Raw genomic sequence first — 23,837 nt, forward strand, 5'->3', positions numbered from 1 at the left:
CGACCGGGCCACCCCGCCTCACTCGTACGGGTGACCGCCGGTCGGCCCGCCGCACCCGCGCCCACCAGCGCCGACCGCTCCGCACGGCCGCGACGAGGGTCGGCGTCCGGCGACGGCGGGGGCGGGACCGGCGGTAGCTTCCCAGGTCTATGCAATCGCTCTCACCCGCCGCGCTCCGCGCCCGGCTGCCGCGCCGCGCCGTCCTGGGTGCCACCTCGGCCACCGCGCTGGCCGCCCTGTTGCCGAGCCGCCCGGCCGCCGCCGCGCCGCCGTCCGCCGACCGGCCCCCGCTGCCCTCGGACGCCGAGGTCGCCCGGCAGGTGCGCGCCGAGTTCCTGCACAGCTGGGAGGGGTACCGGCGGAGTGCCTGGGGGTACGACGAGCTGCGCCCGCTGTCGGCCGGTCACCATGACTTCTACCTGTCCGGCCGCACCTTCGGCCTGTCGATCGTCGAGGCGCTGGACACCCTCTGGGTGATGGAGCAGGACCGCGAGGTGAAGCGGGCCGCCGACTGGATCGAGCACCACTTCGACCCGGCGCAGGACGGCGAGGTCCATGTCTTCGAGACGGTGATCCGGCTGGTCGGCGGCCTGCTCGCGGGCCATCTCTGCACCGGCCGGCCACGGCTGCTGACCCGCTGCCGGGAACTGACCGACCGGCTGCTCCCGGCCTTCACCGCCTCCCCCACCGGCATCCCCTACATCCGGGTCAACCTGCGCACCGGCGCGGTCTCCGGCACCACTCCCCCGCTCGCCGAGGTGGGCACCAACATCCTGGAGTTCGGGCTGCTGTCGCAGCTCACCGGTGACGACCGCTACTACGACGCGGCCAAGCGCGCCTACCGGGCCGTACTGGAGCGCCGCTCCGCGCTGGACCTGCTGGGCACCTCCATCGACACCGAGACCGGCCGCTGGGTGGACACCACCTCCTGCGCACCCAACCCCCCGGTGGACTCCTTCTACGAGTACCTGTGGGCGGGCGCCGAGCTCTTCGGCGACAGCGAACTGCGCGGCTGGTACCGGCTGCTGACCGATGCCGTGCTGAACATCCAGGGCGAGCGGCGCCATGGGCGGCTCTGGTTCCGCCAGGTCGACCAGGAGACCGGAGCGGTGGTCGGGCACGGCCAGTCGGAGCTCGGCGCCTTCTACGCGGGCCTGCTGGGCAAGGGCGGCAACCTGACGGCGGGCGAGGACTACTACCGTTCCTGGACCGCCCTGCTGGACCGCCACCCGGTGCTGCCCGAGGCCGTGGACTTCGCCGACGGGCGCGTCACCTCGCCGCGCAACGACCTGCGGCCGGAGTACGTCAACTCCTCCTTCGACCTGTGGCGGCTCACCGGGGACGCCGTCTACAAGCGCACCGCCTACCGGTACTTCCAGGGGCTCCGCAACCATCTGCGGGTGCCCGGCGGCTATACGGTGGCGGACGATGTGACCGCCGCCCCGATGCGGCTGGGCGATCTGACGCCCGGTTACTGGTTTGCGGAGAACCTCAAGTACGTCTATCTGATGTTCGCCCGCACTCGCCGCTTCGACCGGCGCAGGGGGCTGCTGTCCACCGAGGGCAAGATCCTGCGCGGCGCCGTACGGGCCTGACCGCCGCAAGGCCCGCCATCGACCCGGGGCGCGGCGGGCCAGAGGTCAGACCGGGCGGCCCACCGCCGAGGTGCGCTGGTGGCCCAGCGCGGCGGCGACGTCGGCGGCAAGCGCGGGAATGTCGCGCGCGGTCAGGGTGGAGACGGTGAGCCGGATGCCGGGGGGCGACTCCAGGCGGAAGCGGGCGCCGGGTGAGGCGGCCCAGCCGCGCTGGAGCAGGCCGGAGACGGCGGCGGCCTCGTCCCAGACGGGGATCCAGACATTGAGCCCGCTGGCACCGTGCGCGGCCACCCCCCGGTCGGCGAGCGCGGCCAGCAGGGCCTCCCGCCGCTCCCGGTAGGCGGCGGCGATCCTGGGCGCGGGGGCCGCGCCGGTCCGCCAGAGCTCGGCGACAGTGCGTTGCAGCAGATGGCTGACCCAGCCGGCGCCCAGCCGCTGGCGGCCGAGCACCCGGCCGAGGGTGTCGGCGTCCCCGGTGGCCACGGAGAGCCGCAGGTCGGGGCCGTACGCCTTGGCGGCGGACCGCACCACGGCCCACTGCCCGACCACCGGGTCCCGGCCGGGGGCGGCGGCGAGGGGCAGATAGGGCTGGTCGACGATGCCGTGGCCGTGGTCGTCCTCCACCAGCAGGACGGCGGGATGGGCGGCGAGCACCGAGCGCAGCGCGCGGGCGCGCTCGGCGGAGAGGGCGGCGCCGGTGGGGTTCTGGGCCCGGACGGTGACGACCAGGGCGCGGGCTCCGGCCGCCAGGGCGCGGGCGACATCGTCCGGCAGCGGGCCGTGGTCGTCGACGGCGACCGGGACCGCGCGCAGGCCGAGGGCGGGGACCAGGTCGAGGAGGCTGCTCCAGCCGGGGTCCTCGACGGCGACGGCGTCGCCGGGGCGCAGCCGGGCGGTGAAGATCCGTTCGATGGCGTCCAGGGAGCCGGAGGCGACGGCGAGCGGGCCGTCGGGGACGCCGTCGGCGCGAAAGGCCGCCGTGGCCAGGGCGAGCAGCCCGGGGTCGACGGCGGAGCAGCCGTAGAGGACGGGGTCGCGGTCCAGGGAGGCGGCTGCGGCGGCGGTGGCCGGGGTGAGTGGCGGCAGCAGGGCGGTGTCCGGGTTGCCGGTGGAGAGGTCGCGGGCGCCGGTCGGCACCTCCACCCGGATCTGGTCGCGGGGGGTCACTGCGGGCCGGGAGCGGATGTGGCTGCCCCGCCTGCCTGCGGTCTCGATGACGCCCCGGTCGCGGAGCAGCCGGTAGGCGGCGGCGACGGTGTTGGGGTTGACCTCCAGCTCGGCGGCCAGGTCGCGCAGCGGCGGCAGTGCCTGACCGGGAGTCAGCTCACCTGCGGAGACGGCCTGTTCGATATCGGCCGCGATCTCCGTGGCGCGGCGGCCGCGAATTCGATACTCTCCTAGCACAAAACACATTATGCACTAGTGCAGAGGGAGTTGTCATGTCGGCCAACGACACGACGCAGTACGCACGGACACCGCGCACCACCCCCACCCGGTACCGCGACCGCGCGACCTGGGAGCGGGCGGCGATCCACGCCATCCTGGACGAGGGCTACCTCTGCCACCTCGGCTTTGTGGTGGACGGCGCCCCGGTGGTGCTGCCCACCATCTACGCCCGGGTCGGTGACCGGCTGTACCTGCACGGCTCCACCGGCAGCCGGCCGCTGCGTGCCGCCGCCGCCGACCCGGGCCTGCGGGTCTGCGTCACGGTCACCCTGGAGGACGGCCTGGTGCTGACCCGCTCCGCCTTCAACCACTCGGTGAACTTCCGCTCCGTGGTCGCCCATGGCACGGCCCACCGGGTCACCGACCCCGAGGAGCTCTCGGTCGCCCTCGACGCGCTGGTCGACCAGGCCGTACCCGGCCGCTCCGCCGACTGCCGGCCCGCCGACGCGCGGGAGCTGGCCGCGACCGCCGTCATCCGGCTCGACCTGGACGAGGTGTCGGCCAAGACCCGCGACGACGGCGCGGACGACGACCCCGAGGACATGGACCTGCCGCACTGGGCCGGGGTGATCCCGATCCGCACCGTCCGGGGCACCCCCGTCCCCCACCCGGCGCTCCCGCCGGAGCAGCCACTGCCCGCGTATCTGCGCGACGCCCGCTGAAGGGAGACCCGACCGTGCTCATCCGCTCCTGGGACCGGGGCGAGGAGGCCGAGTGGCGCCGCTGGCTCGCCGAGGGCCGCGACTTCGGCGTACTCGCCGCCAACGGCCCCGCCGGCAGCGGCCCCGTGGCCACCCCGACCCACTTCCTGCTGGACGCGGACCGGGGCGAGATCCTGGTCCACCTGGCCGCCCCCAACCCGCTCTGGGCGGCGCTGCGCGCCGACCCGCACGCCACCCTCACCGTCACCGACGACTACGCCTTCGCCCCCGGCCACTGGCGGGCCGCCGACGGCACCCCGCCCGAGCACGGCGTGCCCACCAGCTACTACGCCGCCGTGCAGTTCCACTGCACGGCGGAGATCCTGGACGACCCGGCCGACAAGGCGGAGCTGCTGGTGCGGCAGCTGGCGCACTTCCAGCCGGAGACCCCGGTCGCCGCGATCACGCCGGGAGCCGAGCCCTTCGGCGAGCAGCTGCCCGGGCTGCGCGGCCTGCGGCTCACGGTGGTGCGGGTGGACGCCAAGTTCAAGTACGACGACAAGAAGACACCGGCTCAGCAGGCCACCGCCGCCGACCGGCTCGCCGAGCGTGGCCGTCCGCGCGACGCCGCCGCCCGGGCCCAACTGCTGCGCCGCGCCGCCGCGCGGGCCGGAGGCTGCCCGGCGGGTTGAGCCCTGCGGCCGGACCCGGCGGTATCACCCCATTACCGGCGATCCGGGCGTTTTGCTGGTGTCATGGGAGCGGATGACCTCCACCCGGCCTCGCGGGCGGCCCGCCCCAGTCCTCGGGAGCACACCCTGACCAGCAGCACACCGGCGCAGCGAGCCGCAGAGACGCCCCTCGCCCATGTGGTCTTCATCGCCGCGAGCGCGGCCATGGGCGGGTTCCTGTTCGGCTACGACAGCGCGGTGATCAACGGTGCGGTGACGGGCATCCAGAAGCACTTCGCCGTGGGCAGCGCCGAGACCGCCGCCACCGTCGCCGCCGCGCTGCTCGGCTCGGCGGTCGGCGCCACGGTCGCGGGATGGCTGGCCGACCGGCTCGGCCGCATCCGCGTCATGCAGCTGGCTGCGGTGCTCTTCGCCGTCAGCGGGGTGGGGTCGATGTTCCCGCCGGACATCGGGGTCCTGGCGACCTGGCGGGTGGTCGGCGGCATCGCCATCGGCATCGCCTCGGTGATCACCCCCGCCTATATCGCGGAGGTGGCACCGCCCGCCTACCGGGGTCGGCTGGGGTCCTTCCAGCAACTGGCGATCGTGCTGGGCATCGCCGTCTCGCAGCTCGTCAACTACGCGCTCAACCAGGCGGCCGGCGGCGACTCCAGCGGACTGCTGAAGGGCATCCAGGCGTGGCGCTGGATGCTGGGGGTGGAGGCGGTCCCCGCCCTGGTGTACCTGCTGATGTCGCTGGCGATCCCGGAGTCGCCCCGCTATCTGATCGCCTCCGGGCAGGAGGCCAGGGCCCGCGCCGTACTCACCGAGGTCGAGGGGCCGCGGACCGACCCGGACGCCCGGGTCGCCGAGATCCGGTCCGTGATGGCGACCGAGCACCGCTCCCGGATGCGGGACCTGCTGGGCGGCCGGGCCGGGCTGCTGCCGATCGTCTGGGTCGGCATCGGCGCCTCGGCGTTCCAGCAGTTCGTCGGCATCAATGTGATCTTCTACTACTCGTCGCTGCTCTGGCAGTCGGTCGGCATCACCGAGAGCGCATCGCTGCTGATCAGCCTCTCCACCTCGATCATCAACATCGTCGGCACCGTGATCGCCATGCTGCTGGTGGACCGGATCGGCCGCAGACCGCTGGCGCTCGCGGGCTCGACCGGCATGGCGGTCGCCCTGGCGGCGGCCTCCTGGGCCTTCTCGTACCGCACCGGCACCGGCAGCTCCGCGCACATCCCCAACCTCCAGGGCACGGTGGCCCTGGTCGCGGCGCACTTCTTTGTGCTCTGCTTCGCCTTCTCCTGGGGCGTGGTGGTGTGGGTGCTGCTCGGCGAGATGTTCCCCAACCGCATCCGGGCACTGGCGCTCGGTGTGGCGGCCTCCGCCCAGTGGCTCGCCAACTGGGCGGTCACGGTCTCCTTCCCCAGCCTCTCGGACTGGAACCTGTCCGCCACCTATGCCATCTACGCCGGGTTCGCGCTGCTGTCGATCCCCTTTGTGGCCTTCTGCATCCGGGAGACCCGGGGCCGCACCCTGGAGTCGATGGGCTGAGCGGACGTACGGGAGTCCCGAACCCGGTGTCAGGCGCTCTGCGGGACGACCGCGCAGCGGGCCTGGACCTGGGCCGGATCGATCCCGGCCGAGCGCAGGATCTGGGCGGCCCGGCAGCCCGGCTCGGCGGCGAGGGCGGCCAGCAGCGACAGCCCCACCGGGAGGCCCACCGGACGGTCCGCGACCCGCTCCAGGGCGGCGGCGGCCGCACAGCTCCAGCGGGGCCGCGCGGCGGACGGGAAGAGCCGCCCCACCGCGCCCGGGCGGTCATTGGCGGCCCGGACCGGCGGGCGGCTCTCGGCGGTGGCCCGCCAGTCCCGGCCGAAGCCGATGCTGCGCTGTACCAGGTAGCCCATCAGCCGCGCCGCCTGCCGCTGCTGCGGGGCGGCGGCGGCCAGCGCCTCGGGGTCGGACTCCAGCACCGAGTGGAGCAGATGGCCGGTGTCGACCTCCGCGTCACCGGCCCGCGCCGCCCGGCGGCGCGCTGCGGCGGCCACCGACCGCAGGGCGGCGGACATCGGGGGCGCGGAGGTGGTGCGGGAGACGTCTGGCTGCACGGTTCCACCACATCACTCGGCCCCGGGCGCGGTCGTCCGCTCGGGGGACCGTCCCGGGGTCCACCGGGAGGAGGGCCGGCACGGGCCGCGCTCCTCCGCAGGGAGGAGGCAGACCCGGCCGGGATGGCTGGGAGCAGTGTGCTGCGCAGGGTGACGGGACGTCAACCCAGAGGTACGACCCCCGTACACGCGTACCGGTCGGATCCCTCGACCAGCCGAAGAGACCAGCGTGGTGGCACCACCCGGCGGCGTGGTGCGCATACCATCGTCGGCGCGGACCGCCCGTCCGCTCGCATGCCGCGCTCGGCGTCCCAGAGGAGGGGCCATGGCCGACCCGGGGGGCTCCCGGCAGAACGTCTCCTTCCCCAGCAATGGCGCACAGGCGCACGGCTACCTCGCACTGCCGCCGTCCGGATCGGGCCCCGGCCTGGTGGTGGTCCAGGAGTGGTGGGGGCTGACGTCCCACATCGCCGCGATGGCCGACCGGTTCGCCGCCGAGGGGTTCACCGTGCTGGCGCCGGACCTGTTCGGCGGCGCCACCACCCATGACCCGGAGGAGGCCGCCCGGCTGCTGCGGGAGCTGCCGGTGGAGCGCGCCGCACGGGACCTGCGCGGCGCGGTGGACTTCCTGCTGGCGCACCCCGCCACCACCGGCGACGCGGTCGGCGCGGTCGGGTTCTGCATGGGCGGCGGCTTCGCCCTGGTGCTGGCGGCGCAGGAGGGCGACCGGGTGGCGGCGGCGGTCCCCTTCTATGGACTGCCGCGCATCCCCGAGTACGACTATCGCGGCCTGACCGCCAGGGTGCTGGGCCACTACGCGGAGCAGGACCACGGCATCCCGATGACCGCCGTGGACGAGGCGGCGGCCCGGATCGAGGCCGCCTCGGGGCGCAAACCGGAGATCCACTTCTATCCGGCGGGCCATGCCTTCATGAACGACGAGAACCTGCTGGGCACCCACGACCCGGAGCAGGCCGGCATCGCCTGGCGCCGCACCCTGGCCTTCCTGCGCAGCGTGCTCGGCTGAGGCTGCCGGGGCGGCGGCCGCCCGGTGAGCGTCACCTGGATGGACACGGCCCGGGCGGCGTCGCCATAGTCTCGGGGTGTCCACGCACCCCTCCCCCGCGCCACCCCCCGCGCCACCGGCCGGGCCGCCCGCCGGGCCGCCCGCCCCGCCGCCCGCCGCCCGCCCGTTCGCCTGGGCCGGGCGCACCTACCGCATCCAGACCGCCGCCACCGTCATCACCGGCCTGGGCAACGCCGGGGCGCCGATCGCCACCGCGTTCGCCGTGCTGCGGTCCGGCGGAGACGCGGGGGACGTCGGCTGGACGGCGGCGGCGCGGCTGCTGCCGACGGTGCTCTTCCTGCTGATCGGCGGCGCTCTGGCGGACCGGCTGCCGCGCCACCGGGTGATGGTGGCCGCCAATGCGCTGAACGCCGTCTCGCAGGCGGCGCTGGCCGTCCTGGTCCTCTGCGGCACGGTCCAGCTCTGGCAGTTGCTGGTGCTGGCGGCGGCGGGCGGCACCGGGCAGGCGTTCTACTCGCCGGCCGCCCAGGGGGTGATCCTCGGCAGCGTGGACCGTGCCCATGCGGCGCGCGCCTTCGCCGTCTTCCGCATCGCGGTCAACGCCGCCCAGATCGGCGGCGCCGCGCTGGGCGGGGCGCTGGTGGCGGCGGTCGGCCCCGGCTGGGTGCTGGCGGCGGACGCGGCCGGGTTCGCGGCCGCCGCCGGGCTGCGGACGCTGCTGGACGCGCCCGCTCGGCAGGCGGCACCGCAGGACGGCGGCATGCTGCGCGATCTGCTGGACGGCTGGCGGGAGTTCGCCTCCCGCCGCTGGCTGTGGGCGGTGGTCGTGCAGTTCTCGGTCGTCAACGCATGCCTGATCGCCACCGAAGCGGTACTCGGGCCGATCGTCGCGGACGATCGGCTCGGCGGCGCCCGGCCCTGGGGACTGGCACTGGCCGCGTCCGGCATCGGCATGGTCGCGGGCGGGCTGCTGATGGTCCGCTGGCGTCCGCGCCGCATCCTGCTGGCGGGCAACGCCGGCGTCTTCCTGTTCGCCCTGCCCTCCGCCGCCCTGGCGGCGGGTGCGCCGCTGCCGCTGCTGGCGGCGGCCATGTTCGCCGCCGGGCTGGGCGCCGAGGTCTTCGGGGTCAACTGGATGGTGGCGCTCCAGCAGGAGATACCGGAGGAGAAGACGGCCAGGGTGGCCGCCTACGACTGGCTCGGCTCGGTGGCACTCACCCCGGTCGGCACCGCCGTCGCCGGACCGGCGACCGTGGCGCTCGGCCTGGACGGGACGCTGTGGACGGCCACCGCGCTCTGCCTGGCGCTGACCGTGCTGGTGCTCGCCACCCCGGAGGTACGCCGCCTCTCCCGCACGAGGACCAGCACCCCCGCCCCTGCGTCCTCGACCCCGGCCGCTGCGGGCTGACCCTCTCGGCTGCCGTCAGGGCCAGAGCAGACCGCGACCCCAGGTGCCGTCGTGGCCCCGGGTGTACGCCAGCCGGACATGGCGGCGGCCGGACTCCCCCTGCCAGAACTCCACCTCGTCCGCGAGCACCGCATAGAGGGTGTGCCCGGGGGCGACGGCTGCGGGCTCCCGGTCCAGCAGCGCAGCCGCCCGGTCCCAGGCGTCGGCCAACTCCTCGGCATCCGCGAGGCGTTCGCTCTGGTGGCCGACCAGGGCCGCGATCCGCGAGGCCGGGCTGCGGCCGTGAAAGTCCTCGGCGGCCCGGTCGCCGCCCTCCGCCTCCACCCTGCCGCGCAGCCGCACCTGCCGCCCCTGCGCGGGCCAGTAGAAGGTGAGCGCCGCCCACGGGGTGGCGGCCAGCTGGCGGCCCTTGGGGCTGTCGGCGTCGGCGGCGAACCACCAGGCGCCCCGGGCCGCGTCCACATCGCGCAGCACCAGCATCCGGGCGTCCGGCCGTCCATCTGAATCGACCGTGCTCAAGGTGGCCACCTGGGCGTCCGGCACCTCCGCGTCGAGCGCCCAGAGCAGCCAGTCCACAAAGAGCGGCCCCGGCTCCACCGGGGCCCGCCCCGCGTCGAAGGAGGGCAGCTCCCGGGCCATCGGCGGCCGGTCCCGCAGCACCGCCGCCAGCGGACCCTCCGCCCGACCGCCCGCCCTGACGCCCTCCACCGTGTGCTGCACCGCCGCCTCCTCACCGCCCGCCCCGTCCGGCGGCCCACCTGATCATTTCCCTCAGGCCATACTGCCGCACGCCGCCCGGCGCTGCCCGGCACCCCCCACAGGGGCACCCGGCCGTGTCCCGCGCACCCCACCCGCCCCCGGAGCCACCGGCGGCACACGAGGGAGGTGGAGAAGGACGCCAGTCTGGACATCCCGCCACTGCCGGGCCTCCCGGCCCTGCCGGTGGTCCGGCTCGGCAGCTACCGGCCGCGCGGCATACGGCGGGGCGGCCGTTCGCCTGGGTCGACGATCTCGCCCCACCCCGCCCGGTACGCCGTTCGCTGGTGCCGCGCCGGGCTCAGTCCTCCTCGGCGAGGATCAGATAGAGCTTCTTGCGGGCCTCCGTGACGACCGCGACGGCCTTGGTGCGCTGCTCGGCGCTGCCCGTGGCCATCACCTGCTTCAGGGCGTCGAAGAGCCCGCCGAGGGAGTTTCTGACGTCACGCACGGCCTCCCAGTCCACATCCGGCCCGGCCGCCTCCTCCCAGGGGGACTCGGCCCCCGCGTCGGCCTCGGCGCGACCGCTCTCGGTGAGCTCGAAGAGGCGCTTGCCGCCACCCTCCTGACTGCGGATCAGCCCCTCCTCCTCCAGCATCTGGAGGGTCGGATAGACCGAACCGGGGCTGGGCCGCCAGGCACCGGAGGTGCGCTCGGCAATCTCCTGGATCATCTCGTAGCCGTGCATGGGCCGCTCCTTGAGCAGCGCCAGCAGGGAGGCGCGGACATTGCCGCGCCGGGCACGCCCGCCGTGCCGGCCCCGGCCGTGCGGACCCCGGCCGAAGGGCCCGAAGCCGCCCGGCCCAAAGCCGCCGGGACCGCCGAACGGCGGCCCGAACGGGCCGAAGGCCGGCCGCTCCTGCGGCCCGGGGTGATGGCCGTGGCGGCCGGGGTTGAAGGGGAATCCGGGTCGCATGATGTCTACCGCCTCTCGTACGGTCAGCGTTCCATCCCGATGCTTCGACGATATATCGGTAACACTCGTCGGTCAACAACCTTCCCCATCGCTCGGTGTCCGCTGCCACTGGACCTTGACCACTTGCCGCTGCGGCGGACCGGGGTGCGAGCAGTCCCGGGCGGCAGCGGTGTCCCGCAGAACGGCTGCGGGCGCGGTCACTGGGAGAGGGGGCCGATCACGCCGCCGGTGCGGGTGTGGAGGAAGCGGTCCGGACGGGTCGGACAGGGCGGCCAGGACGGTGAACACGACTCCGGAGGGGTCGTGCGAGCCGTGGAGCTCACCGGTGAGGAACTCCAGGTCGACGTCGCTCGCCTACAGCTCCTCGGCCAGGGTCGCCGGTTGGATGCCACGGCCGAGCCGCTTGTGCTCGTGGACGGCGAGCGTGACGCGGACCCCGGAGGCGCGCAGTCCGCCGGCGAGGGCGGCGGCCTTGTCCAGCAACAGCCCCGCTACCGGGGCCTCTGGACGGAGAACTCGTTGCCGTCGGGGTCGAGCATCAGCGCCCGGGCGCCGTCGCCCTCGCCGATGTCGGTGCGCGTCGCGCCGAGCGAGACCAGGCGGTCGACCTCCGCCTCCCAGTCGGCGTCGGCGGGGACCGCCAGCTCGAAGTACAGCCTGTTTGTGCCGGTCTTCGGCGCCACCGGAGGACCACCCCACGTGATCTTCGTACCGCCGTTCGGTGATTGGATCGCGGTCTCCTGGTCCTGGTCCCAGACCAGCGGCCACCGCAGCGCCGCGCTCCAGAAGTAACCGACCTCCTGCGTACCGTCGCAGGCCAGCGCTCCGATGAAGCCGGTGTCGGCGAGGAACTTGTTGCCCGCCTCGATGACGCAGAACTCGTTGCCGTCCGGATCGGCGAGCACCACATGCCCCTCTTCCGGGCGTTGGCCCACGTCGATGTGTTTCCCGCCGAATTCCAGCGCTCTGGCCACCGTCCAGTGCTGATCCTCCGGGGAGGTGCTCGTCAGGTCGAAGTGCGCCCGGTTCCGGCCGATCTTCGGCTCCTGGCTCGGCAGGAAACAGATACGGAACCCGGTGGCATCAGGGGGCAGGATCGCGACGTCGCCGTCCGGGCCGTCGGCCAACTCCCAGCCCAGCACCCCGGACCAGAAACGCGCCAGGCCCGACGGCCGGGGCGCATTGAAGCAGATCGCGAACAACCGACTGGACATACCCCGTGCATCCCCGATCCGCTGACGGTCGATACGGCGCCTCGCCCTCCCTGCAGGCGCAGCCTAGGGGTGGCCGTGCGGCACCCGCATCCGAGTTTCCGTCGCGGGGGGAGGGGGGGAGCCCGGTCCCGCACAGCTGACGATCGTGCGGAACGGCACCGGCTGAGCCGACCCGTCACGCCGGGGCGGCAGCCGGTTCGCCCTCAAGGGTGCGCAGCGCGGGCACGGCGGCGGGGCGGGCGGTCACTCGGAGGGTGATGTGTGAGCTGGTGTCACGTTTCGCGGTCGCGGCTCGGCCGCCGTATCGGGCTCACTCCTCTGCCGTGCGGCCGCCGAACGTGGCCACGGCTTCGCGGCCCTTGATCTGGTTCTCGGTGACATGGGGGCGCAGCTCGGCCTCGTAGGCGGCGAAGGCCGCGCGGTGGTCGCCGTTGGCGGCAGACAGCTGCCGGGCCAGTGAGCGGGCGCCAAGCAGAGCCTGGGAGGTGCCCATGCCCGCAGTCGGGGCAGCGCAGTACCCCGCGTCGCCGAGCAGCGCGATGCGCCCCTCCGCTGGTCGACCCGGATCACGCACCGTCCGGCGCCGTCGTCGCGCCGCGTGCCGAAGCTCCCGATCGACAGTGGCCTCGCCTTCCGGTGGGCCGTCGCGAACGCCGGCCCACGGGGCGCCTTCCGCAGGTCGATACGTGGTGCCCGCACCAGTCGACTGGAGCACCGTCGGCCGCCGAGGTACAGCATCAACGCACCCCCATCCAAGGCACGCTTCATCCACTGTGCATAGGACACTCGGTCCATGCGCCTCCGAGTCATCGACGCCTTCACCGACCGGCCCTTCTCCGGCAACCCCGCCGCCGTCTGCCTGCTCGACCTGCCCGACTGGCCGCAGGACGCCTGGATGCAGCAGGTCGCGGCCGAGCTCAACCTCTCCGAGACCGCCTTCGCCCGTCCGCTGCCCCCGGGCGGCGAGGCCGACTGGGCGCTGCGCTGGTTCACCCCCGCCGTGGAGGTGGACCTCTGCGGGCACGCCACCCTCGCCACCGCCCATGCGCTGCACTCGGACGGGTCGCTGCCGGAGGGCTCGGTCCGGTTCGCCACCCGCAGCGGGGTGCTGACCGCGCAGGCGGCACCGGACGGCGTACTCACGCTGGACTTCCCGGCCTCCCCCGCCGACCCGGCCCCCACCCCCGAGGGCATCGCCGCCGCCCTGGGCACGGCCGTGCTGGCCGCGTACGACACCGGGGCGCTGGGCGACCTGCTGGTGGAGGTCGCCGACGAGACGGCGGTGCGCAGCCTGGACCCGGACCTGGCGGCCCTCGCCCGCCTCCGCGTCCGGGGCGTCGTCGCCACCGCCGCGGCCGACGACCCCGCAGCGGGCTACGACTTCGTCTCGCGGTTCTTCGCCCCGGCCGTCGGCATCCCCGAGGACCCGGTGACCGGCAGCGCCCACACCGCCCTGGCACCCCTGTGGTCCGCCCGGCTCGGCCGCCCCGACCTGGTCGGCCTCCAGGCATCCGCCCGCTCCGGACTCGTCCGCACCCGGCTGCGCGGCGACCGGGTCCTGCTCTCCGGCCACGCGGTCACCGTCCTGGACGGCACCCTAGCCCTCTGACGCCGCCCGGTCACCGTCCGGCCTGTCCGGCGCCACCCGCGCTCGGGGCAGGCCGGGCCGTAGGCGATCGGCTCCGCCAGGCGTTCACGGGCGGCGCGGCGGTCCGGGTCCGGCCCCGTCAGCCGGTCGGCAACCAGCTCACATGCCCGGCCAGCAGCGCATACCCGACAAAGGCCACGGTGTCGATCAGCGCATGCGCCACCACCAGCGGCATGACCCGCCCCCAGCGCCGGTACAGCAGGCAGAAGACCACGCCCATCACCACATTGCCGACGAAGCCGCCGACGCCCTGGTAGAGGTGGTACGAGCCGCGCAGCAGCGAGCTGGCGACCAGCGCCGCAGGCCAGGACCAGCCGAGTTGGGCGAGGCGGCGCAGCAGATAGCCGACGACGATGACCTCCTCCACGATGGCGTTCTGCCAGGCGGAGGCGATCAGGACGGGGATGCGCCACCACACGTCGGGCAGCGAGGAGGGCACCACCGTGAGGTTGGCGCCGGAGGCGCGCGCGCCCAGGTAGAGGGCGAGCCCGGAGCCGCCGATGGCGGCGGCCACGGCGGCGCCGCGCCCGAGGTCGGGCCAGCGGCGGGCCAGGTCGAAGCCGAGGGCCCGTACCGAGGAGCCCTCCCGCAGCAGCAGATGGGCGACCAGGGCCACCGGTACCAGCGCGGTGGCGATGCCGAAGAGCTGCCAGGCCAGGTCGAGCCAGGGGCGGCCGGGGGCGAGCGAGCCGTTGAGGGTGGCGGTCTGCTGCTTGAGGGCCGCGTGGCGGGTGAGCGAGCCGATGAAGCTGATCAGCGCACTGAGCCCGCTGGCGCCCAGCGACAGGGCCAGGACGATGATCAGTTCCTGGCCGAGCAGCCGCCGGGGGACCGCAAGAGCCGGTGCGGCGTTCTCGGTGGTCGTCAAGGGGGCTCGCTCCAACAACGCACAGGGGACCGGGCAGATCATCATTCCACAGCCATGCACGCATCCCACCCGAGCCCGGTTCACACCCGAGCCCGGCCCGGACCCAGGCCCCGGCTCAGCCCACCGGCCAGGTGTGCACCGGGTCCCCGCTGCGCATGTACTCCATGTACCGCCGGGTCATCGCGGCCAGCGCCGAGTCCCGGTCCTGCCCATAGCGGTCCCGGAAGTGGTGGAAGGTCGCGCTCTGCCAGGAGGCGCCATTGGTCCGGCGGCGGCAGCGCGCCTCGATGATGCCCAGGTAGCGGTCCCGGTCGGCGGCCTCCACCCCCCAGGCGTCCAGACCCTGGGCGGCGAGCGGCAGCAGCTCCTCCAGCACCAGCTCCACTGCGGGGATCCGCACCGGCGGGCCGACCCGCCCGCCGCGCCCCTGGCGCGGCCAGTGCAGCACCGCGTCGATACCGGCCCGGGCCGCGGCGTGGAAGTTCTCCGAGGCGAGCGCGAACGGCAGCCGCGTCCAGACCGGCCTCGGCTGCTCGGCCAGCGAGCGCACCAGGCCGTAGTAGAACGCCGTGTTGGCCAGGGTGTCGGCCACCGTCGGCCCGGCCGGCAGCACCCGGTTCTCCACCCTGAGGTGCGGCACCCCGTCGGCGACGTCGTAGACCGGGCGGTTCCAGCGGTAGATGGTGCCGTTGTGCAGTCGCAGCTCGGCCAGGCTGGGCACCCCGCCGGAGGCCAGCACCTTCCCCGGGTCCTCGTCGTCGCAGATGGGCAGCAGCGAGGGGAAGTACCGGACGTTCTCCTCGAAGAGCTCCAGCGCCGAGTCCACCCAGCGCTCGCCGAACCAGGTGATCGGCCGGACGCCCTGCGCCTTGAGCTCCTCGGGCCGGGTGTCGCACGCCTGCTCGAAGAGGACCGGCCGGGTCTCCCTCCACAGCTCCCGGCCGAACAGGAACGGCGAGTTCGCCCCCACCGCCACCTGCGCACCGGCCAGCGCCTGGGCCGCGTTCCACACCGCCGGGAACCGCTCGGGCGTCACCTGGAGGTGCAGTTGCAGGGAGGTGCAGGCGGCCTCGGCCACGATGGACGCCGACTCCACCTCCAGCCGCTCCACCCCGTCGATGTCCAGCACGATGTCCTCGCCGCGCGCGGCCAGGATCTGGTCGTTGAGCAGGCTGTACCGGTCGTTGCGGGACATGTTGTCCAGTACCGCGTGGTCGTTGGTGAGCGTGGGCAGCACGCCCACCATCACGATCCGCGCCCCCACCTCGGCGGCCTTGCGGTCGGCGTACCGCAGCCCGGTATCGATCTCCTCGCGCAGCTCCTCGAAGACCCGGCCGCCCAGCCGGTGCGGGGCGATGTTCACCTCGATGTTGAACTGCCCCAGCTCGGTCTGGAAGTCGGGGCTGGCGATGGCCCGCAGCACCTGCTCGTTGCGCATCACCGGGAGCCCCTGCTCGTCGGCGAGGTTGAGCTCGATCTCCAGTCCCATCACCGCGCGCGGGCGGTCGAAGCGGCTCTCCCGCAGCATCCGCTCCAGGGCCTCCAGGCAGGTCCTGAGCTTTCTGCGGTAGAGCTGCCGGTCGGACAGGTCGGAACCAGCGGCCGCGACCTTCTCGCCCATGGGCGCCATCCCTCCTCGGTGCACCGTGCCTGCATCATGCCCCGGGGGCGTGATCGATAGCCGAGCCGTTCAGCTGCGGCGGAGCACCTTTCCGCCGCCACGCGGATCACACCCCCGGGCCGCTGGGCACGCGTGAGATGACCGGTTTCGGGAACCCACGGACCGGAGGTCCTCTTGCGCCCGGCGGCGGACCGCCATACAAGAGTCACAGCCGGCAGTCACAGAGCCGCGCCCGGCCCCGGCCCGCCGGTCCTCCCGAGGATCGGCCCGCCGCCGCCCGCGCGCCACACGCTCGCCGGCACAGCACGGCACCCTCGCCCAGCGCCTGCACGCCGATCTCAACCGGAGAGGCGACCCGCCATGACCCTCCAGCTCCCCCAGCCTCCCGACGGAGCGCTGCGCTCCGTCCTCACCGCCCTCGCGTCGCCCAGCGCGGTGCGCCATGTCACCGCGCCCGCCCTGCGGTCGCCGGACGCGGAGCACCCACCGCTGCCCGCACATCCGCTCCCCGTCCACCTGCTGCGGGCCGGCACGGCGCTGGAGACGGCGCCCCGGACCGGCTGGCGGTTCCTGATCCGCTGCGGTGACCAGGTGGTCGCCGCAGCCGAGACCCTGGAGACCCCGGACGGCCACGCCTTCTCGCACTTCGCCGAGGGCCCCTACCTGGAGGCGACGCTGCGCGCACTCCAGCAGGCCCGCCGGGCCACCGCGACGGCGACCGGCCCTTACCAGCCACGGCTGCTGTCCGTACCGACCCTGTACACCACGGCGCTCTGGCTGCACGCCCTGCGGCCGGGCGGCACCGACCTGCTGATCCCGCTGGCGCCCGCGCCGCTCGGCATAGCCGCGCACCGGGCCTATCCGGCGGCCGAGCTGCTGGACCTCTTCCGGCGGACGGTGGCGCCGCCCGCCAAGGGCGCCCGTGAGGCACCGCCCGCCGATCCGGAGGCGCTCACCGTCGCGGGCCGGTGACAGCGCGTACGACGGTCGCCGGGATGCGCCCCCGGACATCCGAACGGGTGATCTCGGGCTCGGGGGTGTGGCGCATATCACCAAAGGGCTGCGGGATGGTCTCTTGATGCAGACACTGGGAACCAGCGCGGAAAGGTGGTTGTCTTACCCCGTGAGCGAACGGCTCACACCTGCCGTGGAGAGTGATTCCCGGCACGGGGCAGCACACTGCCGCGCGGAGACCGGAAACTTGCGAAGCGAGGGTACGACAATGTGCCAGCACCGACCTGAGTGCCCATCGGCCGACTCCCCGGACCGCGAGGCGGCCCGCCCCGTGGCCTGCCACCCCGAGCAGGGCTGGAGTCTGCTCTGCAACGGTGTGCTCGTCTTCGACGACACCGGTGAGCTGCTGCCCGACGGCCGGGTGATCGCGCCGCACCGCCCGCTGGCCGCCGCCGGCGCGGCCTGACCGGCGCGGGCCCAAGCGGGTCCAGGCGGGTCCAAGGGGCGCTCGGACACGCGGAGGGGCGGGCGGCGCGCAACGCGCCGCCCCGCCCCTCCATGCGCTCCGAACGGGCGCTGCGACCGGGCTCCGACCGGGGTCAGGAGCCGTACTCGTCCAGCGGCGGGCAGGAGCAGACCAGGTTGCGGTCACCGTAGGCGCCGTCGATCCGCCGCACCGGCGGCCAGTACTTGCCCGCCGGGTCGACGCCCTGCGGGAAGACCGCCTGCTCGCGCCCGTACGGGTGCGACCACTCGCCGGCCAGCAGCGCGGCGGTGTGCGGGGCGCCCCGCAGCGGGTTGTCGTCGGCCGGCCACTCGCCCGCGCCGACCTTCTCGATCTCGGCGCGGATGGCGATCATCGCCTCGCAGAACCGGTCGACCTCGCCCAGGTCCTCGCTCTCGGTCGGCTCGATCATCAGCGTGCCGGCCACCGGGAAGGACATCGTCGGCGCGTGGAAGCCGTAGTCGATCAGGCGCTTGGCCACATCGTCCACGCTCACCCCGGTCGCCTTGGTCAGCGGCCGCAGGTCGATGATGCACTCGTGCGCGACCAGGCCGTTCGGCCCGGTGTAGAGCACGGGGTAGTACGGCGCCAGGCGCTTGGCGATGTAGTTGGCGCTCAGCACCGCGACCTGGGTGGCCCGGCGCAGGCCCTCGCCGCCCATCAGCCGCACATACGCCCAGGAGATCGGCAGGATCGCGGCGGAGCCCCAGGGCGCAGCCGAGACCGGGCCGACGCCGGTCGCCGGACCGGCCTCCGGCTGGAGGGGGTGGTTGGGCAGGTACGGCGCCAGGTGGGCGCGGACCGCCACCGGGCCGACGCCCGGACCGCCGCCGCCGTGCGGGATGCAGAAGGTCTTGTGCAGGTTCAGGTGCGACACATCCGCGCCGAACTTGCCCGGCTTGGCGAGGCCCACCAGCGCATTGAGGTTGGCGCCGTCCACGTAGACCTGGCCGCCGGCCTCGTGCACGGCGGCGCAGATGTCGGTGATGTTCTCCTCGAAGACGCCATGGGTGGACGGATAGGTCACCATCAGCACGGCGAGCGCGTCACGGTGCAGCTCGATCTTGGCGTGCAGGTCCGCCACGTCCACGTCGCCGTCGGCGCCGGTCTTCACCACGACCACGCGCATTCCGGCCATCACCGCCGAGGCGGCGTTGGTGCCGTGCGCGGAGGACGGGATGAGGCAGACGTCGCGCTGCTGCTGCCCATGGGCGCGGTGGTAGGCGCGGACGGCCAGCAGGCCCGCCAGCTCGCCCTGGGAACCGGCGTTCGGCTGGAGGGAGACCGCGTCATAGCCGGTGACCTCGGCCAGCCGCTGCTCCAGCTCGCGGATCAGGGTGAGGTAGCCGGCCGCCTGCTCCGCCGGGGCGAAGGGGTGCAGCTGGCCGAACTCCGGCCAGGTGATCGGCTCCATCTCGGTGGTGGCATTGAGCTTCATGGTGCACGACCCGAGCGGGATCATGCCCCGGTCCAGCGCATAGTCGCGGTCGGCCAGCCGCTTGAGGTAGCGCAGCATGGCCGTCTCGGAGCGGTGGCTGTGGAAGACCGGGTGGGTGAGGTACTCGTCGGTGCGCAGCAGCGCCTCCGGCAGCACCTCGCCGGCGGCGGCGTCCAGGGCGTCGGCGTCGCCGGCGGGCACCCCGAAGGCGGCCCAGACGGCGGCCAGCTGCTCGCGGCCGGTGGTCTCGTCGCAGGCGATGGAGACCTGGTCGGCGTCGACCTGGCGGAGGTTGACCCCGCCCGCGCGGGCGGCGGCGACGACCTCGGCGGCCCGGCCGGGCACCCGGGCGGTGACGGTGTCGAAGAAGGCGCCGTGCACCAGCTCCACCCCGCCGGCGCGCAGGCCCTCGGCGAGCACGGCGGCGTAGCGGTGGGTGCGGCGGGCGATGTCGGCCAGGCCGTCGGGGCCGTGGTGGACGGCGTACATGGAGGCCATCACGGCGAGCAGCACCTGGGCGGTGCAGATGTTGCTGGTGGCCTTCTCGCGGCGGATGTGCTGCTCGCGGGTCTGGAGCGCCAGCCGGTACGCGCGGTTGCCGTCGGCGTCGACGGAGACGCCGACCAGGCGGCCGGGCAGGCTGCGGGCGTACTCGGCGCGGACCGCCATATAGCCCGCGTGCGGGCCACCGAAGCCCATGGGCACGCCGAACCGCTGGGTGGTGCCCACCGCGATGTCGGCGCCCAGCTCGCCGGGGGACCTGAGCAGGGTGAGGGCCAGCAGGTCGGCGGCGACGGTGACCACCGCGCCCAGCGCATGGGCCTGCTCCACCAGCGGGGCCAGGTCGCGCACGGCGCCGGAGGCGCCCGGGTACTGGAGCAGCACACCGAAGACGCCGCGCTCGGCGACCTCGGCCGGGATGCCGTCGGAGAGGTCAGCGACGACCACCTCGACCCCGGTGGGTTCGGCGCGGGTCCCGATCACGGCGGCGGTCTGCGGCAGGCAGTCGGCGTCCACCAGGAAGACGCCGCCCTTGACCTTGCCCATGCGGCGGGAGAGCGCCATGGCCTCGGCGGCGGCGGTGCCCTCGTCCAGCAGCGAGGCGCCGGAGGTGGGGAGGCCGGTGAGGTCGGCGACCATGGTCTGGAAGTTCAGCAGCGCCTCCAGCCGGCCCTGCGAGATCTCCGGCTGGTACGGGGTGTAGGCGGTGTACCAGGCGGGGTTCTCCAGCACATTGCGGAGGATCACCGGCGGGGTGAAGGTGCCGTAGTAGCCCAGGCCGATCATCGGGGTGAGCACCTGGTTGCGGTCGGCCAGCTCGCGCAGCTCGGCCAGCACCTGGGCCTCGGAGCGGGCTCCGGGGAGGTCCAGGCCCTGGAGGCTGCGGATCGCCTCCGGTACGGCGGCGGCGGTCAGCTCGTCCAGCGAGCCATAGCCGACGTGGGCCAGCATCTTGTCCTGCTCGGCCCGGTCCGGGCCGATGTGGCGGTTCTCGAAGGGGCTCGCCTGCTCCAGCTGGGCAAGGGTCGCCGCGGTCGCGGCGCGGGAGCGCGCGATCGTCTGGTCGGCATTCATGGCGCTTGAGGCCTCCTGGTCACGGACCGGTAGGGGCTCGCGCGCGTACGGGCACCGGCGTCCTACGGGGCCGGCGGCCGGGGCGTGCGTGCCCGGACGGCCTCCCCCTCTGTCATCGGAACCTGAGAGCTTCACCGGCCCGCCCGCGCCCGGGGGTTGCGACCCGTGCCCGTGCCCGCCGGCTTGCACCGTCGGTGAGGGGCCGACCGCCGGCTTCTGCACCGGCCGCGCCCGCCCCTGCTTTCCAGAGTGACCTCGCCCGTCCGGTACGGATGCCTGAGAGATTCCGGGGAGGAGTTGCTCCTTCGGCGCCGCGCCCCGTCGATGCGGGGGCGTGAGGACTCTCCCGAACGGGCTCGACGGTCATCCCCACAGTACCAGCGGACCCCCGCGCACCCCGGGTCGACCGCGTCACCACCAGCGGCGGCGACCGGCACCGGAAGCCCGGCGCCGGAAGACCTCTGCTACCCCCGAACGGTCCACTGGAATCCCGCTCGGCCCTCCCCAGGTCGACAGCGGGACAAATATGCCTTTTGGTGTGAGATGGCGGTGTGACCGCCTGCTACTCACCCACCGCCCCGGCCCTCGGGGCCCGCCGGCGCCTGCGCCGGGGAACCGCACTGGAGGAACCGTGCAGACCGACATCGATCCGCGGGACCTGATCGGTCACAAGGCCGTCGACCGGAACGGGGACAAGATCGGCACCGTGGACGAGGTGTACCTCGACGACGCGACCGGCCGCCCCGAGTGGGCCGCGGTCCGCACCGGCGTCTTCGGCCGCGACGCCTTCGTCCCGCTCAACGCAAGCGAGTTCTCCGGCGACCAGCTGCGGGTGCCGTACGAGAAGTCGCTCATCAAGGACTCCCCCGACTTCGGCGCGGGCCAGCACCTCTCGCCCGCGCAGGAGATGCAGCTCTACCGCTACTACGGCCTCGACGCCCCCGGCGGCCGCGCGCCGCAGAGTGCGGCGCAGCCCGCGCCGGACCGCGACTTCGGCGCGGTGCCGGCCGCCGGCCCCGCCCAGGACCAGGCCCAGTCGCAGTCGCAGTCGCAGGCCCAGACCCAGGCCCAGGCGCCCGCAGCGGCGCAGGAGGCCCGGCCGCACCAGGAGGCCCAGGCGGCCCAGGCGGCCGAGTCGCGCCGCACCGAGGAGACGGCCGCCCGGGCACGCCTGGCATCGGAGGACCAGAGCGCGTCCGCGCACCGGCCGAGCACGGTCGAGCACATCCACGCGGCCCCCCGGTTCACCGAGCCCGGCCCTGCCCAGACCTCGGCGGCGCGGCAGGAGTCCTCCGCCACGACCCGGCCCGGCCCCTCGCACCTGGACGTGGTCTGCCGTGAGGAGCGGGTGGAGGTGACCACCGAATGGCACGTCCTGGGCACCGCCCGGCTGCGCAAGTACGTGGTGACGGAGGAGGTGGAGCGCCGTATCCCGGTGGTCCGGGAGCGGGTGCGGATCGAGCGGGTGCCGGTCACCGAGGCCGAACTCGCCGGGCTGAGCGACGAGGACATCACCGAGGCCGTCGAGGAGGTCACCCTGCGCGAGGAGCGCCCGGTGGTCCGCAAGCGGATGGTGCCGATCGAGCGGGTCCGGCTGGTCGTGGAGCGGGTCACCCACGAGGAGGTCGTCCGCACCCAGCTGCGCCGCGAGCAGGTGAAGGTGCACGACGGCGGCGCGACCGGCCGGACCGACCTGGGCGGGTCGCCCGACTCCCCCCATGTGGTGCAGTTCAACGGCTCGGGTCCGTCCTCGCACCTGGAGCAGCCGATCGCCTGACCCGGACGCGGTGCCGCCCGCGCCCCGGCACCGCGCGCCATGCGCGCCACCGCACCCAGCCCGACACCCCGGTCACCCGGTCGGCCACCTCCCTACCCCGGCAGGTGGCCGACCGGGTGACCGGGCGCCGTCGCGGGCAGGGGCGGGGCGGGCGCGGGCTGCAGGTCCGGGTCGTCCACCAGGAAGGTCCGCACCCTGCCCGGGGCCGAGCCTGGGGTCTCGAAGCGGACCGTCACCCGGCCCACCCCGCTGCCCTGGACCCAGCCGGGCCCGAACTCGGCGTGCTGCACGTCGTATCCCGGCAGCCATCGGCGGGCCGCAGGGGCGTCCCCGACCGGCTCGGCGGCCCGGCCCGGGTGGAAGGCCCTCGGCGCACCGGGACCGCCGTACGCGGCCTCGCCCCCGTCGCCCGTACCCCCGCCGCCCGTGCGCCCGTCGCCCGTGCCCCCGGCCTCGCCGCCACTCCCGCCGTGACCGCCGTGGTCACCGTGGTCACCGTCCCCGAGGTCGCCCTGCCCCGCGCCGTCCGCCTCCTCCTCCGACAACCGGGCGGCCTGCGCAAAGAGGTCCTCCTGGGTGAAGTCGGCAAGGCCGGACACGCCCACCCCGAGCAGCCGTACGCCGCCCGTGACCTCGACCTGCTCCACCAGCCTGCGGGCCGTCTCCGCGATCACCGAGGGGTCGTCGGTCGGCGCCCGCAGCGTCTCCGAGCGGGTCAGGGTGCTGAAGTCGAACCGCCGCACCTTCACCACCACCGTGCGGCCGGACCGCCCTGCCGCGCGCAGCCGCCGGACGCACCGCTCGGCCAGCCGGTCCACCTCGCGGATGATCCGGTCGCGCTCCACCAGGTCCACCTCGAAGGTGTCCTCCACCGAGACGGACTTGGCGTCCCGGTCCGCCACCACCGGCCGGTCGTCGAGCCCTAGCGCCATCGCGTGGAGCGAGGCCCCGTGCGCCTTGCCCAGCAGCCGCACCAGCTCCGCCTGGTCCACGGCGGCGACGTCCGCGACGACGGCCAGCCCGGCGCGGCGCAGCGTCTCCGCGGTGGCCGGGCCGACCCCGGGCAGCGCCCTGACCGGCATCGGGCCCAGGACCGCCCGCTCGCTGCCCGGCTCCACCACGGCCAGCCCATCGGGCTTGGCCTCCTCCGAGGCGATCTTCGCCAGCAGTTTGCAGCCGGCCAGGCCCACCGAGCCGGTGAGACCGGTGGCCGCGTGGATGTCGGCGCGCAGGTCCTCGGCGAGGGCGCGGACCAGCTCGGCTCCCGTGCCCGCCTCGGCCGCCGCCTCCAGGAGCTCGCCGTAGGGGCCTGCCGCCAGGTCCACAAAAGCCTCGTCCAGGCTGAGCGGCTCCACCAGGGGCGAGAGCTGCCGCAGCAGCCCCATCACGGTCTCGCTCACCTGGCGGTAGAGCTCGAACCGGGGCACCAGAAACGCCGCATTGGGGCAGAGCCGGCGGGCGTGCGCCATCGCCATCGCCGAGTGCACACCGAAGCGGCGGGCCTCGTACGACGCCGTCGCCACCACGCCCCGGCCGCTCAGCCCGCCCACGATCACCGGCTTTCCGCGCAGGCTGGGCTTGGACGCCTGCTCCACCGAGGCGAAGAAGGCGTCCATGTCCAGATGCAGGATCGTCGGCAGGGAGCGCACACTGCCGATGA

General features: G+C 74.4%; 21 protein-coding genes and 1 riboswitch. Of the genes, 10 read left to right on the forward strand and 11 right to left on the reverse strand.

Annotation, left to right across the window (positions count from 1 at the left end; all coding sequences use genetic code 11):
- Positions 1-149 precede the first annotated feature (149 nt).
- On the forward strand, positions 150-1,595 hold the full coding sequence (locus tag C7M71_RS02995) for a glycoside hydrolase family 47 protein (RefSeq protein ID WP_111492694.1): 1,446 nt from the start codon (positions 150-152) through the stop codon (positions 1,593-1,595).
- A 45-nt stretch (positions 1,596-1,640) separates the two neighbouring features.
- Here C7M71_RS02995 and C7M71_RS03000 read toward each other — a convergent pair whose 3' ends face one another.
- Positions 1,641-2,999 carry an aminotransferase class I/II-fold pyridoxal phosphate-dependent enzyme gene (locus C7M71_RS03000; RefSeq protein WP_111492695.1) on the reverse strand — a complete coding sequence of 453 codons (1,359 nt, stop codon included), beginning with the start codon at positions 2,997-2,999 and terminating at the stop codon, positions 1,641-1,643.
- Between the two features lie 35 nt (positions 3,000-3,034).
- Here C7M71_RS03000 and C7M71_RS03005 point away from each other — a divergent pair, with 35 nt between their 5' ends.
- The 3 genes from C7M71_RS03005 to C7M71_RS03015 all read left to right on the forward strand — a co-directional run bounded on the left by C7M71_RS03005 (position 3,035) and on the right by C7M71_RS03015 (position 5,913).
- On the forward strand, positions 3,035-3,703 hold the full coding sequence (locus C7M71_RS03005) for a pyridoxamine 5'-phosphate oxidase family protein (protein ID WP_111492696.1): 669 nt from the start codon (positions 3,035-3,037) through the stop codon (positions 3,701-3,703).
- 14 nt (positions 3,704-3,717) lie between these two features.
- Entirely contained in the window at positions 3,718-4,374 is a 657-nt protein-coding gene (locus tag C7M71_RS03010; protein ID WP_111492697.1) for an FMN-binding negative transcriptional regulator, read from the forward strand.
- A 63-nt stretch (positions 4,375-4,437) separates the two neighbouring features.
- Positions 4,438-5,913 carry a sugar porter family MFS transporter gene (locus C7M71_RS03015; RefSeq protein ID WP_111492698.1) on the forward strand — a complete coding sequence of 492 codons (1,476 nt, stop codon included), beginning with the start codon at positions 4,438-4,440 and terminating at the stop codon, positions 5,911-5,913.
- 29 nt (positions 5,914-5,942) lie between these two features.
- Here C7M71_RS03015 and C7M71_RS03020 read toward each other — a convergent pair whose 3' ends face one another.
- Positions 5,943-6,470, reverse strand: a complete 528-nt coding sequence (locus tag C7M71_RS03020; protein WP_229758497.1) for a Clp protease N-terminal domain-containing protein — start codon at positions 6,468-6,470, stop codon at positions 5,943-5,945.
- Positions 6,471-6,795: 325 nt separating this feature from the next.
- Here C7M71_RS03020 and C7M71_RS03025 point away from each other — a divergent pair, with 325 nt between their 5' ends.
- Together C7M71_RS03025 and C7M71_RS03030 are read left to right on the forward strand one after the other, a co-directional pair.
- Positions 6,796-7,497, forward strand: a complete 702-nt coding sequence (locus C7M71_RS03025; RefSeq protein WP_111495591.1) for a dienelactone hydrolase family protein — start codon at positions 6,796-6,798, stop codon at positions 7,495-7,497.
- A 76-nt stretch (positions 7,498-7,573) separates the two neighbouring features.
- A complete protein-coding gene (locus tag C7M71_RS03030) occupies positions 7,574-8,905 on the forward strand; it encodes an MFS transporter (protein WP_114914145.1) in 1,332 nt (443 codons plus the stop codon).
- Positions 8,906-8,920: 15 nt separating this feature from the next.
- Here C7M71_RS03030 and C7M71_RS03035 read toward each other — a convergent pair whose 3' ends face one another.
- From C7M71_RS03035 to C7M71_RS03055, 5 genes are all read right to left on the reverse strand, one after another.
- Entirely contained in the window at positions 8,921-9,625 is a 705-nt protein-coding gene (locus tag C7M71_RS03035; protein WP_229758498.1) for a pyridoxine/pyridoxamine 5'-phosphate oxidase, read from the reverse strand.
- Between the two features lie 337 nt (positions 9,626-9,962).
- Entirely contained in the window at positions 9,963-10,577 is a 615-nt protein-coding gene (locus C7M71_RS03040) for a PadR family transcriptional regulator (RefSeq protein ID WP_111493110.1), read from the reverse strand.
- A gap of 354 nt (positions 10,578-10,931) precedes the next feature.
- Positions 10,932-11,060, reverse strand: coding sequence for a hypothetical protein (locus tag C7M71_RS32485; protein WP_265737638.1), 129 nt, complete (start codon positions 11,058-11,060; stop codon positions 10,932-10,934).
- An 8-nt stretch (positions 11,061-11,068) separates the two neighbouring features.
- On the reverse strand, positions 11,069-11,791 hold the full coding sequence (locus C7M71_RS03050) for a VOC family protein (RefSeq protein ID WP_111493109.1): 723 nt from the start codon (positions 11,789-11,791) through the stop codon (positions 11,069-11,071).
- A gap of 310 nt (positions 11,792-12,101) precedes the next feature.
- Positions 12,102-12,284: a hypothetical protein gene (locus C7M71_RS03055; protein WP_407675851.1), complete on the reverse strand. Its 183-nt coding sequence runs from the start codon at positions 12,282-12,284 to the stop codon at positions 12,102-12,104.
- A 300-nt stretch (positions 12,285-12,584) separates the two neighbouring features.
- Here C7M71_RS03055 and C7M71_RS03060 point away from each other — a divergent pair, with 300 nt between their 5' ends.
- Entirely contained in the window at positions 12,585-13,400 is an 816-nt protein-coding gene (locus tag C7M71_RS03060; protein WP_111493108.1) for a PhzF family phenazine biosynthesis protein, read from the forward strand.
- A gap of 118 nt (positions 13,401-13,518) precedes the next feature.
- On the opposite strand, the gene C7M71_RS03065 is transcribed toward C7M71_RS03060, so the two are convergent.
- The gene (locus C7M71_RS03065; protein ID WP_111493111.1) at positions 13,519-14,349 is read right to left on the reverse strand and encodes a CPBP family intramembrane glutamic endopeptidase; all 831 of its coding nucleotides are present in this window, start codon (positions 14,347-14,349) and stop codon (positions 13,519-13,521) included.
- Between the two features lie 73 nt (positions 14,350-14,422).
- A complete protein-coding gene (locus tag C7M71_RS03070; protein ID WP_111493107.1) occupies positions 14,423-15,928 on the reverse strand; it encodes a glutamate--cysteine ligase in 1,506 nt (501 codons plus the stop codon).
- A 360-nt stretch (positions 15,929-16,288) separates the two neighbouring features.
- Between C7M71_RS03070 and C7M71_RS03075 the strand changes: the two genes are divergently transcribed.
- Positions 16,289-16,900: a hypothetical protein gene (locus C7M71_RS03075; protein ID WP_229758500.1), complete on the forward strand. Its 612-nt coding sequence runs from the start codon at positions 16,289-16,291 to the stop codon at positions 16,898-16,900.
- A gap of 250 nt (positions 16,901-17,150) precedes the next feature.
- A complete protein-coding gene (locus C7M71_RS03080) occupies positions 17,151-17,348 on the forward strand; it encodes a DUF5999 family protein (protein ID WP_111493106.1) in 198 nt (65 codons plus the stop codon).
- 133 nt (positions 17,349-17,481) lie between these two features.
- Here the strand turns inward: C7M71_RS03080 and gcvP are convergent, their stop codons facing one another.
- On the reverse strand, positions 17,482-20,400 hold the full coding sequence (gene gcvP / locus C7M71_RS03085) for an aminomethyl-transferring glycine dehydrogenase (RefSeq protein WP_111494725.1): 2,919 nt from the start codon (positions 20,398-20,400) through the stop codon (positions 17,482-17,484).
- A gap of 254 nt (positions 20,401-20,654) precedes the next feature.
- Positions 20,655-20,759: riboswitch (glycine riboswitch) on the reverse strand.
- Between the two features lie 272 nt (positions 20,760-21,031).
- Here gcvP and C7M71_RS03090 point away from each other — a divergent pair.
- Positions 21,032-22,177, forward strand: coding sequence for a DUF2382 domain-containing protein (locus C7M71_RS03090; protein WP_229758502.1), 1,146 nt, complete (start codon positions 21,032-21,034; stop codon positions 22,175-22,177).
- A 92-nt stretch (positions 22,178-22,269) separates the two neighbouring features.
- Here the strand turns inward: C7M71_RS03090 and C7M71_RS03095 are convergent, their stop codons facing one another.
- Positions 22,270-23,826 (reverse strand): DNA polymerase IV, encoded by a 1,557-nt coding sequence (locus C7M71_RS03095; RefSeq protein ID WP_114914146.1) that lies wholly within the window; start codon positions 23,824-23,826, stop codon positions 22,270-22,272.
- Between the last annotated feature and the right edge of the window lie 11 nt (positions 23,827-23,837).

It is taken from the genome of Peterkaempfera bronchialis, assembly GCF_003258605.2.
Lineage (GTDB): Bacteria > Actinomycetota > Actinomycetes > Streptomycetales > Streptomycetaceae > Peterkaempfera > Peterkaempfera bronchialis.